Source organism: Clostridium tyrobutyricum DSM 2637 = ATCC 25755 = JCM 11008, assembly GCF_000359585.1.
In the GTDB taxonomy this organism is placed as follows: Bacteria; Bacillota; Clostridia; order Clostridiales; family Clostridiaceae; genus Clostridium_B; species Clostridium_B tyrobutyricum.
In genome coordinates, this window is the sequence record NZ_APMH01000040.1 from 1 (window position 1) to 22,897 (window position 22,897).

The following is a 22,897-nucleotide window of genomic DNA, read 5'->3' on the forward strand; positions in this document are numbered from 1 at the left end:
GAATGTTATAACCACATTATACAAGGAGGATTATCAGGATCTAATCCTGCTGCTTTAAACGCATCCTTGTTATAATACAATATAGGAGTAGATGAATTAAAAGGCATTGAGTAAAGTTTATTATCAACTGTATAATATCCAGCTATATTAGATTCTAAACTTGATGTATCATATTTTTCTTCATCTATAAAATCCTGCATTGGCTTAACCCATCCGCTATCTATCATGAATCTTGTACCTATATCATAGGTCTGTATTACATCAGGACCATTCTTTGCTCTTTGGGCACTCTTTAATTTATTTATTGCTTCATCATATTTTCCCTGATACTGGGATGTAACTTTAATGTTTTTATGTGAACTATTGAAATCATTCACCATTTTCTGAAGTGCCTGTCCATTTTTACCCGACATAGAATGCCAGAATGTTATCTCAACAGGTTTGTTGCTGCTTGAAGTCTTACTTCCACTATTACCACAACCTGTTAAAATACCTCCTACCATCAATAACGCTATTAATAAACTTGCTAATTTCTTTTTCATTGTTATTCTCCTCTCGAAATTAATTGTCATTAATAAATATAAACTCATATTCAGCCTTTTACTGCACCGGATGTCATTCCCTCTATTAGTTGTTTTTGACCAATTATAAAAATAACAATCGAAGGTAATAATATCATTACAATACCTGCCATTATCGGGCCAAAAGATTGATTATCTACTGATTGCAGCATGCCTATGCCTATCTGGACAGTTCTTGAACTATCCTTGCTTGTTACAAGAAGTGGCCACATATATTGATTCCATGTAACTAAGAAAGTATATATGCCAAGCGAACCTACAATAGGTCTTGACATTGGAAGTACTATCCTAGTAAAGAACTTGAAACTACCACACCCATCTATTTTTGCAGCTTCATAAAGTTCTACAGGAAGAGTCAGATAATATTGCCTCATCATGAATATTCCCATGGCAGCACTTAAATATGGAATTATCAAAGCCTTGTAACTGTCCACCCATCCAAATGAACCTATAGTTAAATAATTTGACATTATAGTTGTTTCTCCTGGAATCATCATTGTTGCAATTACGGCTAAAAACAATATTTTCTTGCCTTTAAAATTAAAGAATGAAAATGCAAAGGCAGCTAAACACGCTGTTACAATTTGTCCTATTGTAACTCCCAAAGATACTATAAAGCTATTAATTATAAATCTAATTATAGGTGCAGTATTCAATGCATCTATGTAGTTTTTAAAATAGATCCTTTTAGGTATTAACTTAGGTGGATATGAAAATATTTGGTCAGGTGGTGTAAAACTCATAAGTACGGTATATATAATAGGTGCTACTGTAATTAGCCCCAGTATTATATTTATTACATATAAAATAGTTTTGCTTAAATTTTTATTCATTATAATTATCACCTTTACAATTCTTATTTATAAAAAACTTTCTTTTTCTCATATCTAAATTGAAATAATGTTATTACAAGCATAATTAAAAACAAAATTATTGATTCAGCACTTGCTACTCCAAATCTGTTATTATAAAATGCATCCTTATATATCGAGTAAACAAGAACATTGGTAGCCTCTCCCGGCCCTCCAGTAGTCATTATGCTAATCTCTGCAAATGTTTGAAATGCCTGTATTATATCAATTACAATTACAAAAAAAAGAGTAGGTGAAATACACGGCAAAATCACATTTTTCAAACGTTGAAGGTAGTTTGCTCCATCTATAGATGCGCTCTCCACTAATTCTTTTGGAATATTTTTAAGTGCTGAAATTATAAAAATAAAATTCATGCAACTCTTAAGCCATATACTTACTATTGATACGGCTATAAATGCCCAGTAAGGACTAGTAAGCCAACCTATATTTTTCTTTAATATAAAATTTATAAGTCCTATACTTGGATTAAACAAGAGCACCCATATTACAGAAGCTGATGCCGAAGAAACTGCCATGGGTATAGCATACATAGTACCAAATAGTCCTTTAAATTTTAACTTATTGTTACACACAAGTGACAATATTAATCCTATTAATATTGATGGTATAGTAGTTACAATTACATATTTCAAAGTAACAACTATGCTGTTAATAAATGATGGTGATTTAAATAGATTAATGTAATTAGACATTCCTGCAAACGAACTTATTTCTCCACTAGCATTTGTATTAAATAAGCTCAAATAAATTGTCTTTAAAAATGGAAAATACGTAAACCCTACAAATATAATCATGCATGGAACGATGTAGAAATATGGTTCCAAAGTTTTTATAACTTTCTTTTTGTCAACAGTCTTTTGTATCAAACCCACCTGTTCTGCTGTTTTTTCCATATGAATACCTCCACTAATTTTTACTCACGTATATATCATAAACTTTGAAGATTAATAAGAATTTATGGAGAGGTTAAATAAACTTAACAGAATAATTATATTTGTATATAAAAATACCCACTTTAAAAAGTGGGTAAACCCTATTTTCTCAGAAATTCAAGAAGTGTAGAATTAAATTTTTTCAACTCATCATGGAAAATTCCATGGCCACTAAACTCAAATGGGTATAGCTTAGAATTCTTGATTCCTATTTTTAATTGTTCTGCAAATTCAAAGGGACATATTTTATCCAATCTTCCGTGAAATATGCCTGTTGGTACATTAATTTTACCAAGATCAGATCTAAGATCTTCATTTTTAAGTGACTCGGCAGCCTTTATAGTTGCATAACCTGCAGCTGTAAGACCTATATTTTGAAACCAGTTTACAAAGCTAGGTGTAACACTGCTTGCAAAAAATATGCTGCCAAGGTTTGAAAGCATTTCAGGACGGTTTTCATAAGTTTGTTTAATTAAATCGTCAACCTCATCAGATGTCATTCCATATGGATATCCTGGCCTCATTACAAATGATGGTGCTGCTGCAGATAATAAAATAAGTTTTGATACATTGTAACTATAATATCTTGACATATATCGAATTGCTACAGCAGCTCCCATAGAAAATCCTACAAGTATTATATTCTTTAGGCCAAGTGTTTCAATAATTATACGGACATCATCTGATAATCTATCATATGAATATCCATTCCATGGTTTATCAGAGTCCCCAAATCCCCTTAAATCAATGCTTATACACCTATAACCATATTTAGGAAGTACATTGAACTGATATTCGAATATATTATGGTTTAAAGGCCATCCATGTATAAAAAAAATAGTATCTTTTCCATTGGGATTTAAATCTTCTACTAAAATTTTTATATTTTTTTCTACTTCAATATAATACATTATTTTACCTCATTTCAAATACTCATTTTATTATATGTATTATACCGAAGCAAATATGTTAAGTTTTAACTAATATTTTCATTTCTATTTTCAACTGTACTATGAGTTCTTCCATATGCAAAGTATAATATAATTCCTATAGTCAACCATACAATAAACCCAATCCATGTTATTAATCGCATTGATGCTAAAAGTATTAAGCAGCAGATTACTGTTATTATAGGTGTATATGGAACTCCCGGGCATTTAAATTTTCTCTCAATGTCAGGCATTGCTTTTCTAAGGTATACAACCCCTATGGACACAACCATAAAACTCATCAAAGTTCCTATACTCAAAAATTCCACTATTACATTTAATGGTAGAAGTCCTGCTATAATAGATGCAATACAACCTGTTATCATAGTGGCTTTAATAGGAGTATTGTGCGTTTTGTTAATTTTAGAAAAAATTTTAGGTATTAATCCATCTCTAGACATAACCATAAATATTCTTACCTGTCCATACAGCATTGCAAGCATTACAGATACCATGCCAAGAATGGCTCCAACTCCAACCAGAGCTGACCCCCAGTTAATTCCTACTCTAGCTAATGCTGCCGGTACTGCATTATCGGAAACTATTTCTTTATATGGAACAATTCCTGTAAGCACTATTGCTACCAATACATATAGTATACATACTACTATAAGACACATTATAATTCCCCTGGATACATCTTTTTTTGGATTCACTGCCTCTTCTGCCGATGTCGAAATGGCATCAAATCCTATAAAGGAAAAGAATACCGTACTTGCACCTGTAAAAACGCCCTTCCATCCATATGGCATGAAAGGTTTGTAATTCGATACATTTATATGTGATATTCCTAAAAAGATAAAAAGTAAAATTATAAATATTTTTACTCCAACAATTATGTTATTCACTCTCGAGCTTTCATGCATTCCATAACAAAGAAGACATGTTAGTAGTAATATTATAATTACTGCTGGAAGATCGACCACACCACCATTACTGGGTGAAAAGGCTATAACTTTTGGCAATGTTATACCTGCCGACTGCAAAACTCCTTTAAATGTTCCAGACCATCCGGAAGCTACAGCACTGACTGCAACTAAATACTCCGCGGTTAAACACCATCCAATAATCATAGCTATAAATTCTCCAAATGCAATATAGGCATATGAATATGTACTTCCTGCTACAGGAAACATTGTAGCAAGTTCGCAATAGCATAATCCACATAAACATGCTACTATTCCAGCCAATACAAATGAAAGAATAATACCTGGTCCAGCAGAATGTGCACCTTCTCCAGTAGCAACAAATATACCTACACCTACTACAGCGCCTATACCAAGTAATGCTATATCTTTAGCTCTAAGATTTTTTTCCAAATTAGTTTCCCTTACATTATCCCTCAACTGTTCCAATGACTTTTTCTTAAAAAGATTCATAAAATGCCACCTTCTGATTTTTTAATCAATTAATCCTTACTTTCATTTTGTACAATACTATGTTTTCTTCCATATATAAAATAAATTATCAACCTTATAACTAACCAGATAATAAATCCTATCCATGTTATAGCTCTCATCGATATTAAAAGTGCTATGCAACTTATTATGGGGGGATATGGAACACTTGAACATTTAAATTTTCTTTCAATATCAGGCATGACTTTTTTTAAAAATGTCCATTAAATCTTTCCTTCCATAATTCGACAATAAACAATTTATTATTTTACATACTTGTTTATTATATAATAATTTTAAAAAAAACAAAACTTTATATATGTTTTTTAAATGTTTTATTTTAATATTTATATTTTATAAATTATTAAAATAACTTATTTCTGTCTTTTTTATTAATAAATACTCAATAATATTCATAAATAATATGGAATTCAATATAATTTGCAAAATATTAAAGCTATCTCAATATAAAAGATAGCTTTAAGTTATTAACATTATGAATTCTATGAAAATCATGATGCATATTAATCAACAATTTCCCATATATCCTTCATAGATTTAATATAGTTATATTCTATAATATCTGTATCTATGGTTTCTTTTTCCCTATTATAATATGATACAGGTATTGCAACTTCCAGTGATCCATGATCAGACACCTTGCCATTTAAGTATTCCTCTTTCATTTTGCCGAAATTTTGAACGAGTCTTATTCCTAAATTGGAGCCGGTATTATACGTAGCTTTCCAAAAATCTTCATTAGTAACATCTTTTTTTAATTTTACCTTTACCTTTTTATAACCCATATTATACCTCCATTTCTATAAGAATATAATATTAATATTTTTATATTTCAAAACTATCAAAGGCTTCAAGAAATTTGTCAATATCTTCCTCTGCATGTTTGACATTTAAAAAAACAGACTCAAATTGAGAAGGTGCAATATATATTCCATTTTTAATCATATGTTTGAAATATTTGTTAAAGAGATCAATATTACATTTTTTAGCATCTTCATAATTTTTCACTTCAGAGTTTCTAGTGAAAAATATAGTAAACATTGCTCCGCATCTATTAAACACAACTGGCATATTTTTATTTTTTGCTATTTCCTCTACACCACTTTGAAGTTTATTCCCAAGTTTATCGAGATGTGCATAATACTCAGGATTTTCATGTAATTTTTTTAATGTTGCAAGTCCAGCTGCCATTACAATAGGATTTCCAGACATTGTACCAGCTTGATATACAGGTCCCATTGGAGAAAGCTTCTCCATAATATCACGCCTTCCACCATAAGCTCCGCAAGGCAAACCTCCGCCCATTATTTTAGCAAAGGTAGTTATATCAGGTTTTATGCTATATAGACTTTGAGCACCTTTATATGCTACTCTAAATCCACTCATTACTTCATCAAATATAAGCAAGCTTTTATATTTATCACAAATATTACGCAATCCACCTAAGAATTCTCTATCTCCTGGAATTACTCCCATATTTCCTGCTACAGGTTCTACTATAATTGCCGCTATGTCATCTCCATACTTTTCAAAAATACTCTTCACACTTTCCATATCATTATATTGTGCTATTATAGTGTTTTTTACACTTTCTTCTGGAACTCCCGCACTTCCTGCAATTCCCTCTGTCATTACACCTGAACCAGCTTCTACGAGGAATCCATCAAAATGTCCATGATATCCACCTGCAAATTTTATTATCTTACTTTTACCAGTGTATCCTCTTGCAAGCTTTACAGCACTCATTGTAGCTTCCGTACCTGAATTCACCATTCTAATCATATCAATATTATCCACAGTTGTGCATATGTATTTAGCAAGTTCCAATTCAATTTTAGTAGTAGCTCCAAAAGAAATGGCTTTTTCACTCATATTCTTTATTGCATTAACTACATCGCCATCACAATGTCCTAAAATCATAGGCCCCCAGGAGCATACAAAATCTATGTATTTATTATTATCCTCATCATAAACATAGGCCCCTTCACCTTTTTTTATTACTGGTGGGTTTAGATCTACATCCTTAAATGCTCTGACAGGACTATTTACTCCACCAGGCATGTATTTTTTGGATTCTTCAAATATATCGTAATTTTTCATTTTATCTACATCCCCTCATTATCTATATAAATTTTATTTTTCATTACTGCAAAATATCTCATCTATAAACCTGAGACAATTGTCCTCTGTTCCATTTAATTTCTCTTTTTTCAATAATTTTATAGCTCTATTAATATATACCTTGGCTGTACTTTGTATCATAATCCTGGCCAAAATTTCATTGTCCTTTGTATATCTTTTGTTCTTAAAGGTTTTTATTCTCTTTTCACAAATTTCCTCTCCATAATTTTTTATTCTCTGTATCTCAGGAGAAAGCTCATTTAGAGTCTGCCATTTTATAAATTTCTTAATATATTTATCAATTATATATCTATATTGTGCCATTTTCTGTTTTCTCATAACTTTATTATTTTTGTCAATTCTACTTATATCATCAATATCATATACTTTAATATTTGAAAGTAAAAATACATCATTATCCACATCTCTAGGAACTGCAAGGTCAAATATAGACAACTGCTTTTCAGGAAGCTCTTGTCTTGATATGATAGAATGAGGTGCTGATGTACAAGTAACAATACAATCTATATCTTCATAATAGTTCTTTCTTTCATTAAAAGTTATGAATTTAACTTCACTTTGTAATCTTTCCAAATCACTTATCTTGCTTAAATCACGGACTACAACATATATAACAGCAGCATTTGAATTTACTAGATATTTAAGAACAAGTTTCCCAATTTTGCCAAAGCCTATTATCATATATCTCCTAAAACCACTATCCAAAGCTCTCTTTACAACTATTGAAGGTGATGACACTGGAATCTTATACATTTCACAGGCATTTTTAAATTCCTTCCCACAGGTTATAGCATATTGAAATAATCTTTGAAGTCTTCCCTTTATAGTCCTGGCTTTAAGTCCACTTAAATATGAATCCTTGATCTGACCCAATATCTGATCTTCTCCTAAAATTTTAGAATGGAATCCACAACTTACTTCCAATAAATGTTTAACAGCCGTTATGTCTTTAACATAAAATATATAATTCGTAAGTTCTAAATTCCAGCCTAATTCCGCAAATATCATATTTATTAACTTCTTTCCCTGAATATCAGAATCTACATATACTTCAGTTCTGTTGCAGGTACTTAAAATTAAACTACTATCAACAAACTTGTTGAGTTTCTTTAGCTTTTCTTCTAAGCTTGATGATACTATAGAAAACTTTTGTCTTATATCAATGTCACATTCACTCTTTATTCCGATAAGTTGTATCATTTTACCAACCCCAAATGTATATTCAAATTTTATATAAAATAAAAATTCCCCCTAACTAAAATGCTAAAAGGAAATTAATCTTATATTGTAATTCTTAAACTTCATTTAATTTTTATTATAACATTATTCTAAAAAAGTTCAATAATATAAGGCATTACTATAATTTAATAATACCTTATATCCATATTTATAATCCAAAATACTCATTTATACTTTCAAAACATTTATCAACCATATATTCTATATCTATTTTTTCAATAACATAGGGAGGCATAAAATATAATACATTCCCTATAGGCCTTAAAAGTAATCCTTTATTTAAAGCTATTCTATATATTCCATATCCTACTCTTTCCTTCCAGCTGAAACTTTCTTTCGTATTCTTATCTTTAACAAGTTCTATCGCTGTTATCATGCCAATTTGACGTATGTCTCCTACAAACGGAATGTCTTTTGCTCTATCAATTACAAGTTTCTTAATTAATTTAGCTTTGTCCCTGTTCTTTTCAATTATATTTTCATCTTCAAATATATTTAAACTTTCACAAGCTGCAGCACATGCCATTGCATTACCTGCATATGTATGACTGTGTATAAAAGTCTTTAATTTAACATAATCATCATAAAAAGCATCATATATTCTATTAGTAGTTAAAACTGCAGACATTGGCATATAACCCCCACTGATACCCTTGGATAAGCACATTATATCAGGGCTTATGTCAGCATGATTACAAGCAAACATCTTTCCTGTTCTTCCAAATCCAACAGCTATTTCGTCTGCAATTAAAATAATATCATAATAGTCACAGGCTTTTCTAAGTTTTCTTAAATAAATAGGAGAGTAAATCTTCATGCCTGCCGCTCCTTGAACCATAGGTTCTACAATTATGGCACAAAGTTCATCATGATGAATTTCCAGTTTTCTTTCCATATGTTCAAAACATTCAGCACTGCAGCTGTCTCTGTTTTTTCCATATTTACATCTATAGCAGTCTGGTCCTTGAACTCTAAGTGTATCAATAAGAAGTGGCTTGTAAATTTTATTATACAAATCCAAAGCACCTACGGACAATGCACCAATTGTTTCTCCATGATAAGCATCAGTTAATGCAGCAAATCTTATTTTTTTAGTTTTCCCCATTTGCTGATAATACTGAAAACTCATCTTTAAAGCTATCTCTACCGCAGAAGAGCCATTATCTGAAAAAAACATTTTTTCTAGTCCCTCTGGAGCTATATTTATAAGCCTTTCTGCTAATTCAACAGCAGGTTTATTAGAAAAATGTGCAAAAATAGAATGTTCAATTTTGCCTAATTGCTTTTGAATTGCCCTGTTAATTCTAGGATTGCTGTGTCCGAAAATGTTTGTCCACCATGAACTTATGCAATCCAAATATGAATTACCGTGTATATCCTGTAAATAGCATCCCTTGCCCCTTTCTATGATAATAGGAGGCAACTCCTCACAGTCTTTCATCTGTGTACATGGATGCCATATATATTTCAAATCTTTTTCTTCAAATCCTTCCATTATTCATATCTCCTTCATACAATCAATTATCCCTTTTGAATTAAATACTTTCTCTGATACTTTCTTTATACTTTCCATGAAATCCCATGCATTTTTCTCAATACTAGGCATAATACCCAATATAGGAATCCCTGTCATTCCTTTTATCATATCTATATTATCATTACACATAACTGTGTCTTTATATCCATTTATTACAATCCCTTTTATACATATTCCCATATCTTCCATGTATTTAGCAGTCAAAACAGTATGATTTATAGTTCCCAAGCCTGCCGTTGCAACTAAAATCACATTCATATCCAATTTCTTTATCAAATTATCCAAAGTATATATTTTTCCATCAAAATCAGTAAGCGGACATGTTACTCCTCCACTGCCTTCACATATTATATAGTCATATTTTTTCTTTAAATCATTAACTCTGTCCTCTATTATCTTTATATCAATAGGATTGTTTTCAAGTTTTGATGCCAAATATGGCGATACTGCAGTTTTATATATGTATGGAGTAATATACTCATATTTTTCTTGAATACCGGCAAGTGAACATACAAATTTAGTATCTCCTGGAATCATCTTTCCATCTTCCATTTCAGCTCCACTCAATGCTGCCTTAAAATAAACTGTATTGTATCCATCTTTACACAGAGTATAAGCCAAGGCTCCAGTAATCAATGTTTTCCCAATTTCCGTATCAGTTCCCACTATATACACGCCTTTAGTCATTTTAGATACCCTCTTCCAATATTATAATTTTTTATAGACCTAACTATAAAGTTTATTTAGTGCTTTTAATTTTAATGATAAAAGTGCAGCTGATACACTTATTACAAGATCACCACCTACACAAATGATAGATCCGTAAAATACCGCCCATGCCATGGTTTTTCTATCCCCAATATATAAGTTATAAATAATGTAAAGATGTAAAACTCCAAATAAATAAACAAAAAATAACCCGCTTAATATACACAATAAAGATTTAATAAAACTAAAATTTTTAATTTTAGAGCTCAATTCTCCAATTACAAATGAAGCAACTATAAATCCTATCAAATACCCAAAAGTAGGTTTGAATATGTAGTATAATCCACCGCCTTCTGTAAAAATTGGAATTCCTATAAGTCCCATAACCACATATAGGATCTGTGACAATGCTCCTAATTTGGCTCCGAGCACAATACCGCTAATAGCACAAAACAGCCATTGAAGTGTAAATGGAACATATGGTATAGGTATTTTTATAAAAGCCCCTATAGCGGTCAAAACTGCAAAAATGGATACCATAATCATATCTCTTGTCTTCAATTAAATTTTCCCCCTTACCGTTATTATTGTCAACTATTATAAGTATAATAGTTGACAATTAAATATTATAGACTTTTTTACATTTTGTCAACTCACGCTCATATTATTTAACAATATAAATATACATATTATATTAATACAAATTAAAATATTATAAATTTCACACATATTAGGTATTCATCATGCGTAATATTTAATAATAAGTTAAGGGGGAAAGATACTTATGGATTTTAAAGATATAATTGAAAATGATAGAGAATCAAGGAAAAAGGAAGAATTTGAAGGAACATTTCTAGAATATTTACAACTCGTAAAAAATAATCCCGATATAGTCAAACTAGCACACAAGAGAATGTACGATATCATAATAAATAAAGGCTATAAAGTATTAAAACCTGAGGATAATCCAAGAATAAAGAAACTATATGGTAATGAACCAATAAAAAGATACAATTTTTTTAAAAATGAATTTTTTGGAATAGATAGAGTACTAATGAAACTGGTTAACTATTTCCATTCCGCAGCTATGAAAGGTGAGGAATCAAGACAAGTACTCTATTTAGTAGGTCCAGTTGGTGCAGGTAAATCATCACTGGTAGATTCAATTAAAAAGGCTCTGGAAACTGCAGAATCTATTTATTCACTAAAAGGATGCCCTATTAGAGAAGAACCTCTTCATCTGATACCAAAACATTTAAGAACTGAATTTGAGAAAAAATTAGGTGTGAAAATTGAGGGTGACTTATGCCCAGTTTGCAAATATAGATTAAAGCACCAATACGACGGTAAATATGAAAATTTTCCTGTTGTAACTACAGATTTTTCTATACGTTCAAGAAAGGGTATAGGAGTAGTGCCTCCAGTTGATCCTAATAATCAAGATACATCTGTTCTTACAGGTTCTGTAGACATATCAAAAATGGATATGTATCCTGAAGATGATCCAAGAATATTTTCTTTAAATGGTGCTTTTAATGTAGGAAACAGAGGAATTGTAGAATTTATAGAAGTTTTCAAAAATGATGTAGAGTACCTTCATACAATAATAACTGCAACACAGGAAAAATCTGTTCCTTCTCCTGGAAAAGGATCAATGATATATTTTGATGGAATTATACTTGCCCATTCAAATGAATCAGAATGGAACAAATTTAAATCTGATCACACCAATGAAGCAATACTTGATAGAATTGTAAAAATCGAAGTCCCATACTGCATGGAATTAAATGAAGAAGTCAAAATATATAAAAAAATACTTGGCAAAAGTCAGTTTGATGCTCATATAGCACCACATACTCTTGAAATTGCAGCAATATTCGCCATTCTTTCAAGACTTTCACCATCTAATAAAGTTGATCCTATGACAAAGTTAAAAATTTATAATGGAGAAGATATAGTAGAAAAAGGAAGCACTAAAAAAATTGATTATTCAGAGTTAAAAGAAGAAGCTGGAATGAGAGAAGGAATGTCTGGAATTTCAACTAGATTTATTATCAAAGCTCTAGATAGTGCCCTTTCCAATTCAGAATACAACTGCATTAATCCAATAAGTGTAATAGACATCCTTGTAAAATCAGTTAAGGATTTAGATATAGCTGATGATGATAAAAAAAGATATCTTACATTTTTAAATGACACTATCAGAAAAGAATACAATAAAATACTTGAGAAAGAAGTAACAAGAGCTTTTATTCAAAGCTTTAGAGAACAAGCTGAAAGTTTATTTGACAATTATCTGGACCATGCAGAGGCATATGTAAATAGAAATAAAATTAAAGATCGTTCAACAGGTGAAGAATTAGAACCAGATGAAACTTTTATGAGATCTATTGAAGAACATATTGGGATCTCTGAAAGTTCTGCAAAAGGTTTTAGAACAGATGTTACATCATATATGTTTTATGTAATAAGAAATGGTGGAAAAATCGACTATACATCTTATGAACCGCTTAAAGAAGCTATTGAGAAAAAGCTCACTACATCTGTAAGAGAATTGTCCAGAATAATAACTAAATCCAAAGTGCGAAACAAGGATCAGGCAGAAAAATATAATTCCATGGTTGAAGAAATGAAAGCAAATGGTTACTGTGATCACTGCTGTGATGTTATATTAAAATATGCTGCCAATAATCTATGGAAGGATTGATGTTATGGCTATTTTCAGAGAATTTGATGAAAGCCAGCATCATGATAGATCTTTAGAGGATAGAAGACGTCATAAACAATTAGTAGAAAAATCTATCAAGGACAATTTGGCCGATATAATATCAGAAGAAAGTATCATAGGTCAAAGTAAAAATAAAAAAGTTAAAATTCCAATAAAAGGGATTAAAGAGTATAGATTTATATATGGAGAAAACAAATCTGGTGTAGGCAGTGGAGATGGATCTCAAAAAAGAGGAGATAAACTTGGAAAAGCTGCTAATGGAAAAAATGCCAACGGCAATAAGGGACCTGGTAATGCCGAAGGTGAAGACATATATGAGACAGAAATCACTATAGAAGATGTTATAAATTATCTTTTAGAAGATTTGGAACTTCCTTTAATGGATAAAAAAAGATACTCTGAAATACTTTCAAAAAACTCTATTAAAAAAGTTGGCTATCAAAAAAATGGGATAAATCCCAGACTTGCTAAAAAGAGAACTGTTATAGAAAAACTTAAAAGACGTCAAACAGCAAAAAAAGATCTACATGAAGCTAACCCTGATAAAGAATTAGAAGAGGATTTAAAATCAAGATTTCCTTTTAGACAGGATGATTTAAGATATTATAGAGTCAAAAAAAAACCAAAGCGTGAACTAAATGCTGCTGTAATTTGTGTAATGGATACTTCAGGCTCTATGGACAGTACTAAAAAATTCCTAGCCAGATCTTTCTTTTTCATTCTCTATGAATTTGTAAGAATGAAATATAACAATGTAGAGGTAAAATTTATAGCACATTCCACTACAGCAAAATTAGTTACAGAAGAAGAGTTTTTCCATAAAGTAGAATCTGGAGGTACTTATATTTCCAGTGGATTTAAAAAGGCTTTAGAAGTAATTGAAGAAAATTACAATCCTGCTTACTGGAATCTATACACTTTTTACGTAAGTGATGGTGATAACTGGAGCGAGGATGATGAGAGAGCTGTAAAATATGGCAAAAAATTAAGTGAAATCTGCAATCTCTTTAGCTATGCAGAAATAATCCCAAGCCCCTACAGCAGTAATATAAAGGAACTCTTAAAAAATGAAATTGTGAAAAAAAACTTTGCGGCTGTTACTATTAATCAAAAACAAGATTTATGGGAATCTTTAAAGAAGATATTAAAAAAAGAGTTGGAAATGGGGTGATGTGCTTGGACTATTCAACTACAGATTTAAAAAATTGGTGTTCTACTATAGAAACTATGGCAAAAAATTCAGGTCTTGACTTTTATCCTCAGGAATTTGAAATTGTAAGTTATAAAGACATGATTGGATATGAGGCATACTTAGGTATGCCCTCCAGGTATCCACACTGGAGTTTTGGAAAATCTTACGATAGAGCTGAATCATTATACAGATATAATCTTACAGGGCTTCCCTATGAAATGGTTATAAATTCCGATCCATGTCTGGCCTATTTAATGAAGGATAATACACTATTGCTTCAGATATTGACTATGGCACACGTATATGGCCATAATGACTTTTTTAAAAATAACAGGCTTTTTAAAGACGGAACTAATGCATCCTATACTATTGAGATGTTCAAAAATAATGCAAATATGATAAGAGAATATTTAAATGATCCAAGCATAGGATATACTGGAGTAGAAAAAATTTTAAATGCAGCCCACGCAATAAGATATCAAACAAGAAGAGCTATAGGGCTAAAAAATTCTGAAGAAGAACCTTGTGATGACCTAATTCTATTTATCATTAAACATGGAAATTTGGAAGAATGGCAAAAAAATGTTTTAAATGTGGTAAGAAAAGAAACTGCTTATTTCATACCTCAAATTGAAACAAAAATTATGAATGAAGGATGGGCAAGTTACTGGCACTACAAAATACTTCATAAGCTTGACCTCCCAGATTCACTTTTTATTGAATTCATAAAAAGACATAATGATGTTATAACTCCTGCTATGGGAAGTATTAACCCATATCATCTTGGATTTAAGATGTTTGAAGATCTTGAAAAAAGATATGGAACTGAGAAAATATTTGAAGTCAGGAAACTAGAAAGAGATGAATCTTTCATTCGCAGATACCTTACAAAAGATATCTGTTATAGACTGAATTTGTTTGAGTATATGAAAGATGGAGATGAATATATAGTAAAAGATATTGCAGATGATACAGGATGGCTTGAAATTAGAAATGCACTATGCAATTCCTGTGGTATGGGAACAATTCCAAATATTGAAGTCAAGGAAATCTCGTCAAAAGATAATACTCTAATTTTAAATCAGATTTATGATGGACGAGAATTGAATTCTAAATATATGGAAGCCACTTTGAAATATATTTATGACTTGTGGAATGGGCCTGTGCAATTGAATACTAAAATCAGTAAAAAAAATACAGGTGTTAAATGTGATGAAGATAAAAAAATTTCATATACATCTTTAGAATAAATATGTTTTACAAAGGCTGTCCCAAAATAAATTTGAGACAGCTTCTTTTAATTTACAGACCATGATGGATCTTTTCCACTTCTTATTATTCATTAGTAATCAGTTTAAATACATCCAGTAAATTTTCAGCTATATATTTAGGTCCTGAAGTTCTTAATTCCTCAATAGAACCATACCCATATGAAACAGCTATACAATTTATATTGTTTTCTCGTGCTCCAACTATATCATGTTTTCTATCTCCTACCATTACTACTTCCCCATGGTTAACAATATTATATTTATCTAAAATATATTTAATAACTTCTCCTTTTGTACTTCTAGTACCATCCATATTACTTCCAACAATATCATCGAAATATGCATATAAATTAAAATGCTTTATTATCCTTCTAGCAAATACTGTAGGTTTAGATGTAGCTATTATTAAATTAAATCCTGATTTTTTCAACTTAGCAAGAAGTACCTCAACATTTTCATAAACTTTATTTTCAAAAATACCATATTTTTTAAAATACTCTCTATAATATTCCACTGCTTGTACTGACTTTAATTCATCAAATTTATAATATTTTATAAATGACTCTTTTAGTGGCGGTCCTATAAACTTTTCAAGCAAATCCAAATCATTCACTATAATACCATACTTTTTTAATGAATACTGTACAGATTTAGTTATACCTTCTTTAGAGTCTGTTAAAGTTCCATCCAGGTCAAATAGCACATATTTATATTTCAATTTATCTCCTCCATTATGTTATTAAATTTCTAATTTATGAGTAATCCATTGTTTTCCCTCTACAAGTCTTGATATTAACATACTTGATACTGTATTTCCAGTTGAATTCAATACTGTAGCAGGTGCATCTATAATAACACTTATAATTGCAATTACAGGCAGAAGTTCTGAAGGAAAACCATAAACACTCAATATAAGCATTTCGCCAATCATACCTCCACTTGGTATTGCAGCCATTACTGCACCTACTAAAAATGACACAATTATTATGGACAACAATGATGAAATACTTGTCATATCCCTACCAAATAATCCAAATAAAAAGGTGATTTTCATAACCCCCCCAATTACAGAGCCATCTTTGTGAATATTTGCTCCAAGTGGAATTACAGTTTCTGATATATCTTTTGGAACAAGCATTTTCTTCGTAAATTCCAAATTTACCGGTATACTTGCAGCACTAGAACATGTAGCAAGCGCTGTTATGGTAGGAGTTACAGCATTCCTCCAAAACAGACCTATTCCTTTTCTTCCACCAGATAGAAATGCATAAATAGTAAAAAATGCAAAATAATAGACCATAGCTATAATTATATACAAAACAAATACTCTTAAATATCCCTTTAATATTTGTGGTCCAAGTTCTCCTATTAATGCAGCAAAATAACATCCAAGTCCTATGGGAGCATAATACATAATTATTTTAACCATCTTCATCATTATGTTTGACGCTGAAGTCAAAAACTTAGTTACGGGCTCTGCCTTTTTTCCAATCATAGCTGCTGAAATACCAAAGATCACTGAAAATACAATAAGCTGAAGCATATTACTTTTGGAAAATAGAGAAACAAAATCTGAAACTGTTACAGTATTTACAAGTTGCTGAACAGCACCTAAATGCTTAACTCTTTCTACGGTAGTATCTGTTGATACTATTTCTTTAAGCATTGAATAGTTTATACCCCTTGCCGGATCTACTATTACAGCACCTATAACCCCAATTACAGATGCTATAAATGCTGTAAATATAAATATTAGGAATGCACTAATCATTATTTTGCCAAGCCTTTTCATTCCATTCATACTAGCTATAGCAGAAGTTATACTAAAAAATACCAATGGTGTTATTATCATAAACATTAAATTTAAGAACAAGTCTCCAAAAGGTTTAAGTGCACTTGATTTTGGTCCTAATAATATGCCTATGATTGCACCTATTGCTATTGAACCTAGAAGTATAATAGAGAATCTGTAATTTTTAAGAAATCCTTTCATTTTAACAACCCCCAATACATATTTAATATTATTCCATATATTATTATATTCCATTTTAAAATCGTTTTCATGAATTAAAGCAAAAAAATTATCCACAGTTGAGAATTTATTCTCAACTGTGGATAATTTTTATTAACTTAATTTAACTGTCTCTGTTGCTGTTGTCTTGGTTTTAAAATCAAATAACGTGCAGCTACAAATATAATATATAGATAGAACACTATTTGAATTATAAATACATAAGTAACTTTCTGTCCACCTGCAAAACCTATTATATAAGTCAAAAATGTAGCACCTAAATTATTAAAAACAGTTATAAGTGCAGAAGCAGGAGGTACATCTTCCCTACTTACATGTTGTATTATATATCCTTGAATAGCAGGATAAATCATAGACATTGTTATTCCAAGAATTGCAATGCCTATCAATGCTTGAATTCTAGAATTACCGAACAAAATAATAAATATGCCACAGATAGATATAATAGGTGAAACTAAAAGGAATCTCAACTGACCTACCTTATTTAAGAATTTATCACCTATAGCTCTTCCAAAAGTAAACAAAATCCAAAAACCTAGAAGAATATTTGGAACTTCAGTCTTATTAATTCCGTAGTAATTTTCAAGGAAAGTGCCTGTCCAATTTGTAGTTGATATTTCAGCTCCTACATAGAAAAATACTGCTATAACAAATAATAAAACCAATGGATTCTTTAATACAGACGACTCTGGTTTTTTACATTCACTACCTTCGTCAACACACAAAGATATTCCCTTGATCCGTGTAGCTAATACAAGAAATATGCCTATAAGTATTATATGAACAATGTAAGCATAACTAAAATGTATATTACCTTTTAATATCAACCTGTCTATAGGTAAAATTAAAATTCCACCCAATCCAAAAAATGCATTGGCAAGACTAAATTTCTGATATTGCTTTGGGAGAAGTGAAAGCATTGTAGTTAAGAATACAGTACCCATACCTACTGCAAATCCTGATATAAAATATCCCACCATAAGAACATAAAAAGATTTTGATAAAATTATTATAACGCTTGCAATGATTGCAAATAAAAATCCTAGATTCAATCCCTTTCTAAGCCCTAACGTATACATAAACTTCGCACTTACCATACTCATTATAAATGAAGCACAATATACTACTGATGGAAGCACTGCAATAATCCCACTTGATACATGATAAGTATTTTTTATAGTTGTTATAAATGGAGACAAAGTATTTGAAAACAGAGACAAAAAAAAGAAACCAGCAAAAATAATTATCATGTTTTTAAAGTTCTTGTTCATTTGCTTCCTCCTAAAATTTATTGTTAATTTATTAACTTTCAATTTCTATATATATCAGTATAGTATAAAAAACTTTTAAAATCAATCATTTTTATTTAAAATCTTTCATTTTTTTTCATTAATCAATCAAAATATGTTATAATAAACATATTTAAATATATTATGACTAAAAACACCATAATTTTTATACAATATAAACATATGCCATTATTATTTATGATATCATCTATGGTGTAATTAAATATATTTAAGAAGGTAAATAGTATAATGAATAAAATAAATTTTAATAATTTTAATTTAAGTAAGGACATATTAAAAGCATTAGAACAATTAGGATATAAAAATCCGTCTGAAGTCCAGGAAAAGGTTATACCGTTTATTCTTGGCAACAAGGATGTCATAGTTAAATCTCAAACTGGAAGTGGTAAAACTGCCGCATTTGCTATACCAATCTGTGAGAATATACAACTGGAAGAAAGAAAACCTCAAGTGTTGGTACTTACCCCTACAAGAGAATTGGCAATTCAAATAAAACAAGACTTTTCAAGTATAGGACTATTCAAAAGGATAAATTGTATTGCAGTATTCGGCAAAGAACCTTCCAGTATTCAGAAAGATAGACTTAATCAAAGAGTTCATGTAATAGTTGGCACACCCGGCAGAACACTGGATCACATCAAGAAAAACAATCTGGATGTCAAAAAAATAAAATATCTTGTTATAGATGAAGCTGATGAAATGTTCAATATGGGATTTATATCTCAAGTTAAATCCATAATAGATAAGCTGCCAAAAAACAGATCAACTTTTCTTTTTTCCGCAACTATACCTAAAGAAATACTGGAATTATGTGATTCATATATGAATCATCCAAATAATATAGAAGTTGCTTCAAAAAATTCCATACAAGATAAAATCAGGCAAATATATTATGAAGTTGAATCCTATAAAAAATTTGATTTATTAAATAAAATAATATATAAAGAACTTCCAGATAGTTCTATAATATTCTGTAGGACTAAAAAAAATGTGGATGATTTAATTGAAAAGATGAAAAACAAAGGATATTCTTGCAGCGCTTTACATGGTGGCATGCTTCAGGCTCATAGAATCGATGTAATGGAAAAGTTTAAAAGAGGAGAATTTACTTTTTTAGTATCTACCGATATTGCCGCCAGAGGAATTGATGTGGAAAATATAACTCATATAATAAACTATGATATACCTATGGAAAAGGAAAGTTATGTCCATAGAATTGGAAGAACCGGTCGTGCTGGAAATACAGGTGTTGCTATAACTTTAGTAACTCCCAGGGAATATCGATTTTTACATGAAATAGCCCTGCATTATGAATTTAATATAGAGAATGGTACAATACCATCCATTGAAGAGGTTGAAAGAGGAAAGCAATTATTCAAACAGAAATCGAAAATTCCACATAAACCCAAAAACCATAAATCTGAAAAATTAAATAATAATGTTACCAAAATATATATAAGTGCCGGCAAGAAGAAAAAAATAAGACCTGGTGATATAGCAGGAGCTATTGCAAGTATTCCAGGTATAAATGCAGATGACATAGGCATAATAAATATACAGGACAATTTTTCCTATGTAGACATACTCTCAGACAAAGGTACTATAGTATTGGATGGACTAAAAGGCAAAACTATAAAAGGTAAAAGCATAAGGGCTGAAATAGCACAAAAATAATATTCTTTATCCTACTGAATTTGATTTAAGAATTTAGCTACTCCATTATTATTATTGGAATCTATAATGCCTGTAGCTAAATTTTTTATTTCTTTATAGGCATTTTCAACTGCATATGCTGTATCTGATAATTCAAAAAGTGATTTGTCATTTAAATTATCACCAAAACATATAAGCCTATCTACATTCAAATAGTTTTTTAAGAATTTAGCCGCTGAACTCTTGTTGGCTTTTAAATTTGTAGTTTCAAGCCAAAAATATCCTCTAGAATATATTTCTTCAGTATACTGGCAACTTATATTCAACTTATCTGTAAATATTTTATATTCAGTATCCAGAACATCTCTTCTTTCTATGGCAAATATGTTTATTATTCTATAATTTTCAATTAATGAAAAGTCCTCTACTTTAGTAAGTCTTTTATCTCTGTTTTCTTTGCGTGAATTTAAATATATTTCTTGTCCTTCATTAAAAACATCTTTATAAAATATCTTTTTGTTTCCTTTTGAATCTATTGCTGATATTAAAGGAGAAATATTATTTTCATGATAACTTCTTAATATAAATTCAGCATCCTCATTTTTTAAATAATTTGCAACAATATTTTTATGTGAAATTGGATCGTAGACAAATGCTCCATTATTCAAGATTACAGGAAGTTTTAATTTTAAAGGCTGTAATATTCCTTTGGAAGCATCATAAGACCTTGCTGTGGCTATAGTAAAATTCAATCCATCATCTATTAGTTTATTTATTATTTCAGCAGAAATTTCACTTACAACTTGCTTTGAATTCAATAGTGTTCCATCTAAATCTGAAATGTATAAATCCAATATTTTACCTCCAGTTAACCTTTTATAGTATTTTAATCTCATCTTGTGGTTTTATCCATCCACTATTTAATACTTTTGCAAATATACCTTCTCTCGGCATAATGCAATCTCCCACCAAATTTTTTATAGCGCATCCTTTGTGACACTCCTTGCCAATCTGAGTTACTTCCATGAGCGCTTCCCCTACTTTTATTTTTGTTCCAACAGGGAGTTCATATAGAATCACCCCTTCAGTAGTTAGATTTTCTGCAAATTTGCCGCTGCCAAGCCCTTTTACTCCTAAAGCCTTCATCTTGTCTATACTTTCCTGAGCCAATAAACTTACTTGTCTATGCCAGTTTCCTGCATGTGCATCACCTGACAAACCATAGTTTTCTTTAAAATATCCTTTTTCAATAGGATGTTTTACAACTCCCTTTTTCTCACTTATATTAACAGCCAAAACTTTACTCAAATGTTGTCTCTCCCTTCATAATATATAGCTACCGTGCACATTCAGAATCTTCTCCTTTGAGAATAGCTATTCCATGTGGCAATGCGGGTAAGATTGCATGAAGATTTTCTGTTGCCCCTTTGGGACTTCCTGGAAGATTCACTATAAGAGTACTATTTCTAATTCCTGATATAGCTCTGGACAACATAGCTTTTGGAGTTATTTCCAAAGACTTAAGCCTCATAGCTTCACCAAATCCAGGAACATACTTATGTATTACATTTTTAGTAGCCTCAGGAGTAACATCCCTTTTTGAAAAACCAGTTCCTCCATTAGTTAATACTAAATCTAACTTTATTGTATCTGAAAGATATACAAGTTCCTTTTCTATATCTTCCATTTCATCAGGTACAATTTTATAATATTCTACATTATAGTCCTTATCATCCAGTAATTGTTTTATTGCAGGCCCTGTACTATCTACCCTTTTACCTTTAGAGCCTTTATCACTGACAGTTAATATCCCCACCTTTATCAATTCACACAGCCTCCAATTTAAATATTTGGTCTATTAAATAGTACACTATATTGTTTTTCCTGTTTAAATCCGCATTGAGAATAAAATTTTTCAGCATAAGTGGTCCAAAGAACTTTACTAGTATTTTTTATACTTGGATAACCAACTATTATTTGAATAAGTTTCCTGCCCAGTCCTTTGCCCCTATACCTTTCATCTATAATCACATCCATTATAAGAGTATATACAGAATAATCACTTATAAACCTTGCAAATCCTATTTGTATATTATTATGATAAACAGCAAAGCATACACTATTTTCAATGGTGTTTGCTATAATTTCCTTTGAACGATTATTTGCCCAATGAGATTGTTTTAATAATGTACATACATTATCCAGCTTGATTTTATCAATATCATCAGTAAATATATATCCATCTTGTTCTATTTGCATATCAAAATATCTCCCATTCAAAATATATTGT

Annotated in this window: 22 protein-coding genes and 1 pseudogene; 4 read left to right on the top strand and 19 right to left on the bottom strand. The window is 30.5% G+C overall.

From position 1 onward, the window contains the following. Nucleotides 1-23: 23 nt before the first annotated feature. From J418_RS15745 to J418_RS0113995, 12 genes and pseudogenes are all read right to left on the bottom strand, one after another. Nucleotides 24-542: pseudogene (locus tag J418_RS15745) on the bottom strand (extracellular solute-binding protein); the annotation flags it as partial. 50 nt (nt 543-592) lie between these two features. Continuing rightward, nucleotides 593-1,414, bottom strand: a complete 822-nt coding sequence (locus tag J418_RS0113945) for a carbohydrate ABC transporter permease (protein ID WP_017752351.1) — start codon at nt 1,412-1,414, stop codon at nt 593-595. A 23-nt stretch (nt 1,415-1,437) separates the two neighbouring features. Continuing rightward, nucleotides 1,438-2,349: a carbohydrate ABC transporter permease gene (locus J418_RS0113950; protein ID WP_017895906.1), complete on the bottom strand. Its 912-nt coding sequence runs from the start codon at nt 2,347-2,349 to the stop codon at nt 1,438-1,440. A gap of 140 nt (nt 2,350-2,489) precedes the next feature. Next, entirely contained in the window at nt 2,490-3,299 is an 810-nt protein-coding gene (locus J418_RS0113955) for an alpha/beta fold hydrolase (RefSeq protein WP_017752349.1), read from the bottom strand. A gap of 65 nt (nt 3,300-3,364) precedes the next feature. Then, complete coding sequence (locus J418_RS0113960) at nt 3,365-4,756, bottom strand: APC family permease (RefSeq protein WP_017752348.1); 1,392 nt, start codon at nt 4,754-4,756, stop codon at nt 3,365-3,367. A 29-nt stretch (nt 4,757-4,785) separates the two neighbouring features. Then, the gene (locus J418_RS0113965) at nt 4,786-4,977 is read right to left on the bottom strand and encodes an amino acid permease C-terminal domain-containing protein (protein WP_017752347.1); all 192 of its coding nucleotides are present in this window, start codon (nt 4,975-4,977) and stop codon (nt 4,786-4,788) included. Between the two features lie 321 nt (nt 4,978-5,298). Then, nucleotides 5,299-5,580, bottom strand: a complete 282-nt coding sequence (locus J418_RS0113970; protein ID WP_017752346.1) for a hypothetical protein — start codon at nt 5,578-5,580, stop codon at nt 5,299-5,301. A gap of 40 nt (nt 5,581-5,620) precedes the next feature. After that, nucleotides 5,621-6,895, bottom strand: a complete 1,275-nt coding sequence (hemL, locus tag J418_RS0113975) for a glutamate-1-semialdehyde 2,1-aminomutase (RefSeq protein WP_017752345.1) — start codon at nt 6,893-6,895, stop codon at nt 5,621-5,623. Nucleotides 6,896-6,928: 33 nt separating this feature from the next. After that, nucleotides 6,929-8,137: a glutamyl-tRNA reductase gene (gene hemA, locus J418_RS0113980; protein WP_017752344.1), complete on the bottom strand. Its 1,209-nt coding sequence runs from the start codon at nt 8,135-8,137 to the stop codon at nt 6,929-6,931. A 187-nt stretch (nt 8,138-8,324) separates the two neighbouring features. Then, on the bottom strand, nt 8,325-9,671 hold the full coding sequence (gene bioA / locus J418_RS0113985; RefSeq protein WP_017895907.1) for an adenosylmethionine--8-amino-7-oxononanoate transaminase: 1,347 nt from the start codon (nt 9,669-9,671) through the stop codon (nt 8,325-8,327). A 3-nt stretch (nt 9,672-9,674) separates the two neighbouring features. Then, nucleotides 9,675-10,400 carry a dethiobiotin synthase gene (bioD, locus tag J418_RS0113990; protein WP_017895908.1) on the bottom strand — a complete coding sequence of 242 codons (726 nt, stop codon included), beginning with the start codon at nt 10,398-10,400 and terminating at the stop codon, nt 9,675-9,677. Nucleotides 10,401-10,439: 39 nt separating this feature from the next. Next, the gene (locus J418_RS0113995) at nt 10,440-10,982 is read right to left on the bottom strand and encodes a biotin transporter BioY (protein ID WP_017752341.1); all 543 of its coding nucleotides are present in this window, start codon (nt 10,980-10,982) and stop codon (nt 10,440-10,442) included. 223 nt (nt 10,983-11,205) lie between these two features. On the opposite strand from J418_RS0113995, the gene J418_RS0114000 reads away from it, so the two are divergent. From J418_RS0114000 to J418_RS0114010, 3 genes are read left to right on the top strand one after another with little or no spacing between them, the layout of a single operon-like run. Continuing rightward, a complete protein-coding gene (locus tag J418_RS0114000; protein ID WP_017752340.1) occupies nt 11,206-13,128 on the top strand; it encodes a PrkA family serine protein kinase in 1,923 nt (640 codons plus the stop codon). A gap of 4 nt (nt 13,129-13,132) precedes the next feature. Continuing rightward, on the top strand, nt 13,133-14,320 hold the full coding sequence (yhbH, locus tag J418_RS0114005) for a sporulation protein YhbH (protein ID WP_017895909.1): 1,188 nt from the start codon (nt 13,133-13,135) through the stop codon (nt 14,318-14,320). Then, nucleotides 14,320-15,591 (top strand): SpoVR family protein, encoded by a 1,272-nt coding sequence (locus J418_RS0114010; protein WP_017895910.1) that lies wholly within the window; start codon nt 14,320-14,322, stop codon nt 15,589-15,591. The genes yhbH and J418_RS0114010 overlap by 1 nt, the downstream gene beginning before the upstream one ends. A gap of 85 nt (nt 15,592-15,676) precedes the next feature. Here J418_RS0114010 and J418_RS0114015 read toward each other — a convergent pair whose 3' ends face one another. The 3 genes from J418_RS0114015 to J418_RS0114025 form a co-directional block, all read right to left on the bottom strand. Then, nucleotides 15,677-16,330 (bottom strand): HAD family hydrolase, encoded by a 654-nt coding sequence (locus J418_RS0114015; RefSeq protein ID WP_017752337.1) that lies wholly within the window; start codon nt 16,328-16,330, stop codon nt 15,677-15,679. 21 nt (nt 16,331-16,351) lie between these two features. Continuing rightward, nucleotides 16,352-17,605 (bottom strand): dicarboxylate/amino acid:cation symporter, encoded by a 1,254-nt coding sequence (locus tag J418_RS0114020; protein WP_017752336.1) that lies wholly within the window; start codon nt 17,603-17,605, stop codon nt 16,352-16,354. Nucleotides 17,606-17,742: 137 nt separating this feature from the next. Then, nucleotides 17,743-18,915, bottom strand: coding sequence for an MFS transporter (locus J418_RS0114025; protein WP_017752335.1), 1,173 nt, complete (start codon nt 18,913-18,915; stop codon nt 17,743-17,745). A gap of 267 nt (nt 18,916-19,182) precedes the next feature. On the opposite strand from J418_RS0114025, the gene J418_RS0114030 reads away from it, so the two are divergent. Further along, nucleotides 19,183-20,628, top strand: a complete 1,446-nt coding sequence (locus tag J418_RS0114030; protein ID WP_017752334.1) for a DEAD/DEAH box helicase — start codon at nt 19,183-19,185, stop codon at nt 20,626-20,628. Nucleotides 20,629-20,639: 11 nt separating this feature from the next. Here J418_RS0114030 and J418_RS0114035 read toward each other — a convergent pair whose 3' ends face one another. The 4 genes from J418_RS0114035 to J418_RS0114050 are packed head-to-tail and all read right to left on the bottom strand — an operon-like array spanning nt 20,640 to nt 22,866. After that, nucleotides 20,640-21,461, bottom strand: coding sequence for an HAD family hydrolase (locus J418_RS0114035; RefSeq protein WP_235806992.1), 822 nt, complete (start codon nt 21,459-21,461; stop codon nt 20,640-20,642). Nucleotides 21,462-21,483: 22 nt separating this feature from the next. Next, nucleotides 21,484-21,915, bottom strand: a complete 432-nt coding sequence (locus J418_RS0114040; RefSeq protein ID WP_017895911.1) for an MOSC domain-containing protein — start codon at nt 21,913-21,915, stop codon at nt 21,484-21,486. Between the two features lie 28 nt (nt 21,916-21,943). Next, nucleotides 21,944-22,432, bottom strand: a complete 489-nt coding sequence (mog, locus tag J418_RS0114045) for a molybdopterin adenylyltransferase (RefSeq protein WP_017752331.1) — start codon at nt 22,430-22,432, stop codon at nt 21,944-21,946. 17 nt (nt 22,433-22,449) lie between these two features. Further along, entirely contained in the window at nt 22,450-22,866 is a 417-nt protein-coding gene (locus J418_RS0114050; RefSeq protein WP_017752330.1) for a GNAT family N-acetyltransferase, read from the bottom strand. Nucleotides 22,867-22,897 lie beyond the last annotated feature (31 nt).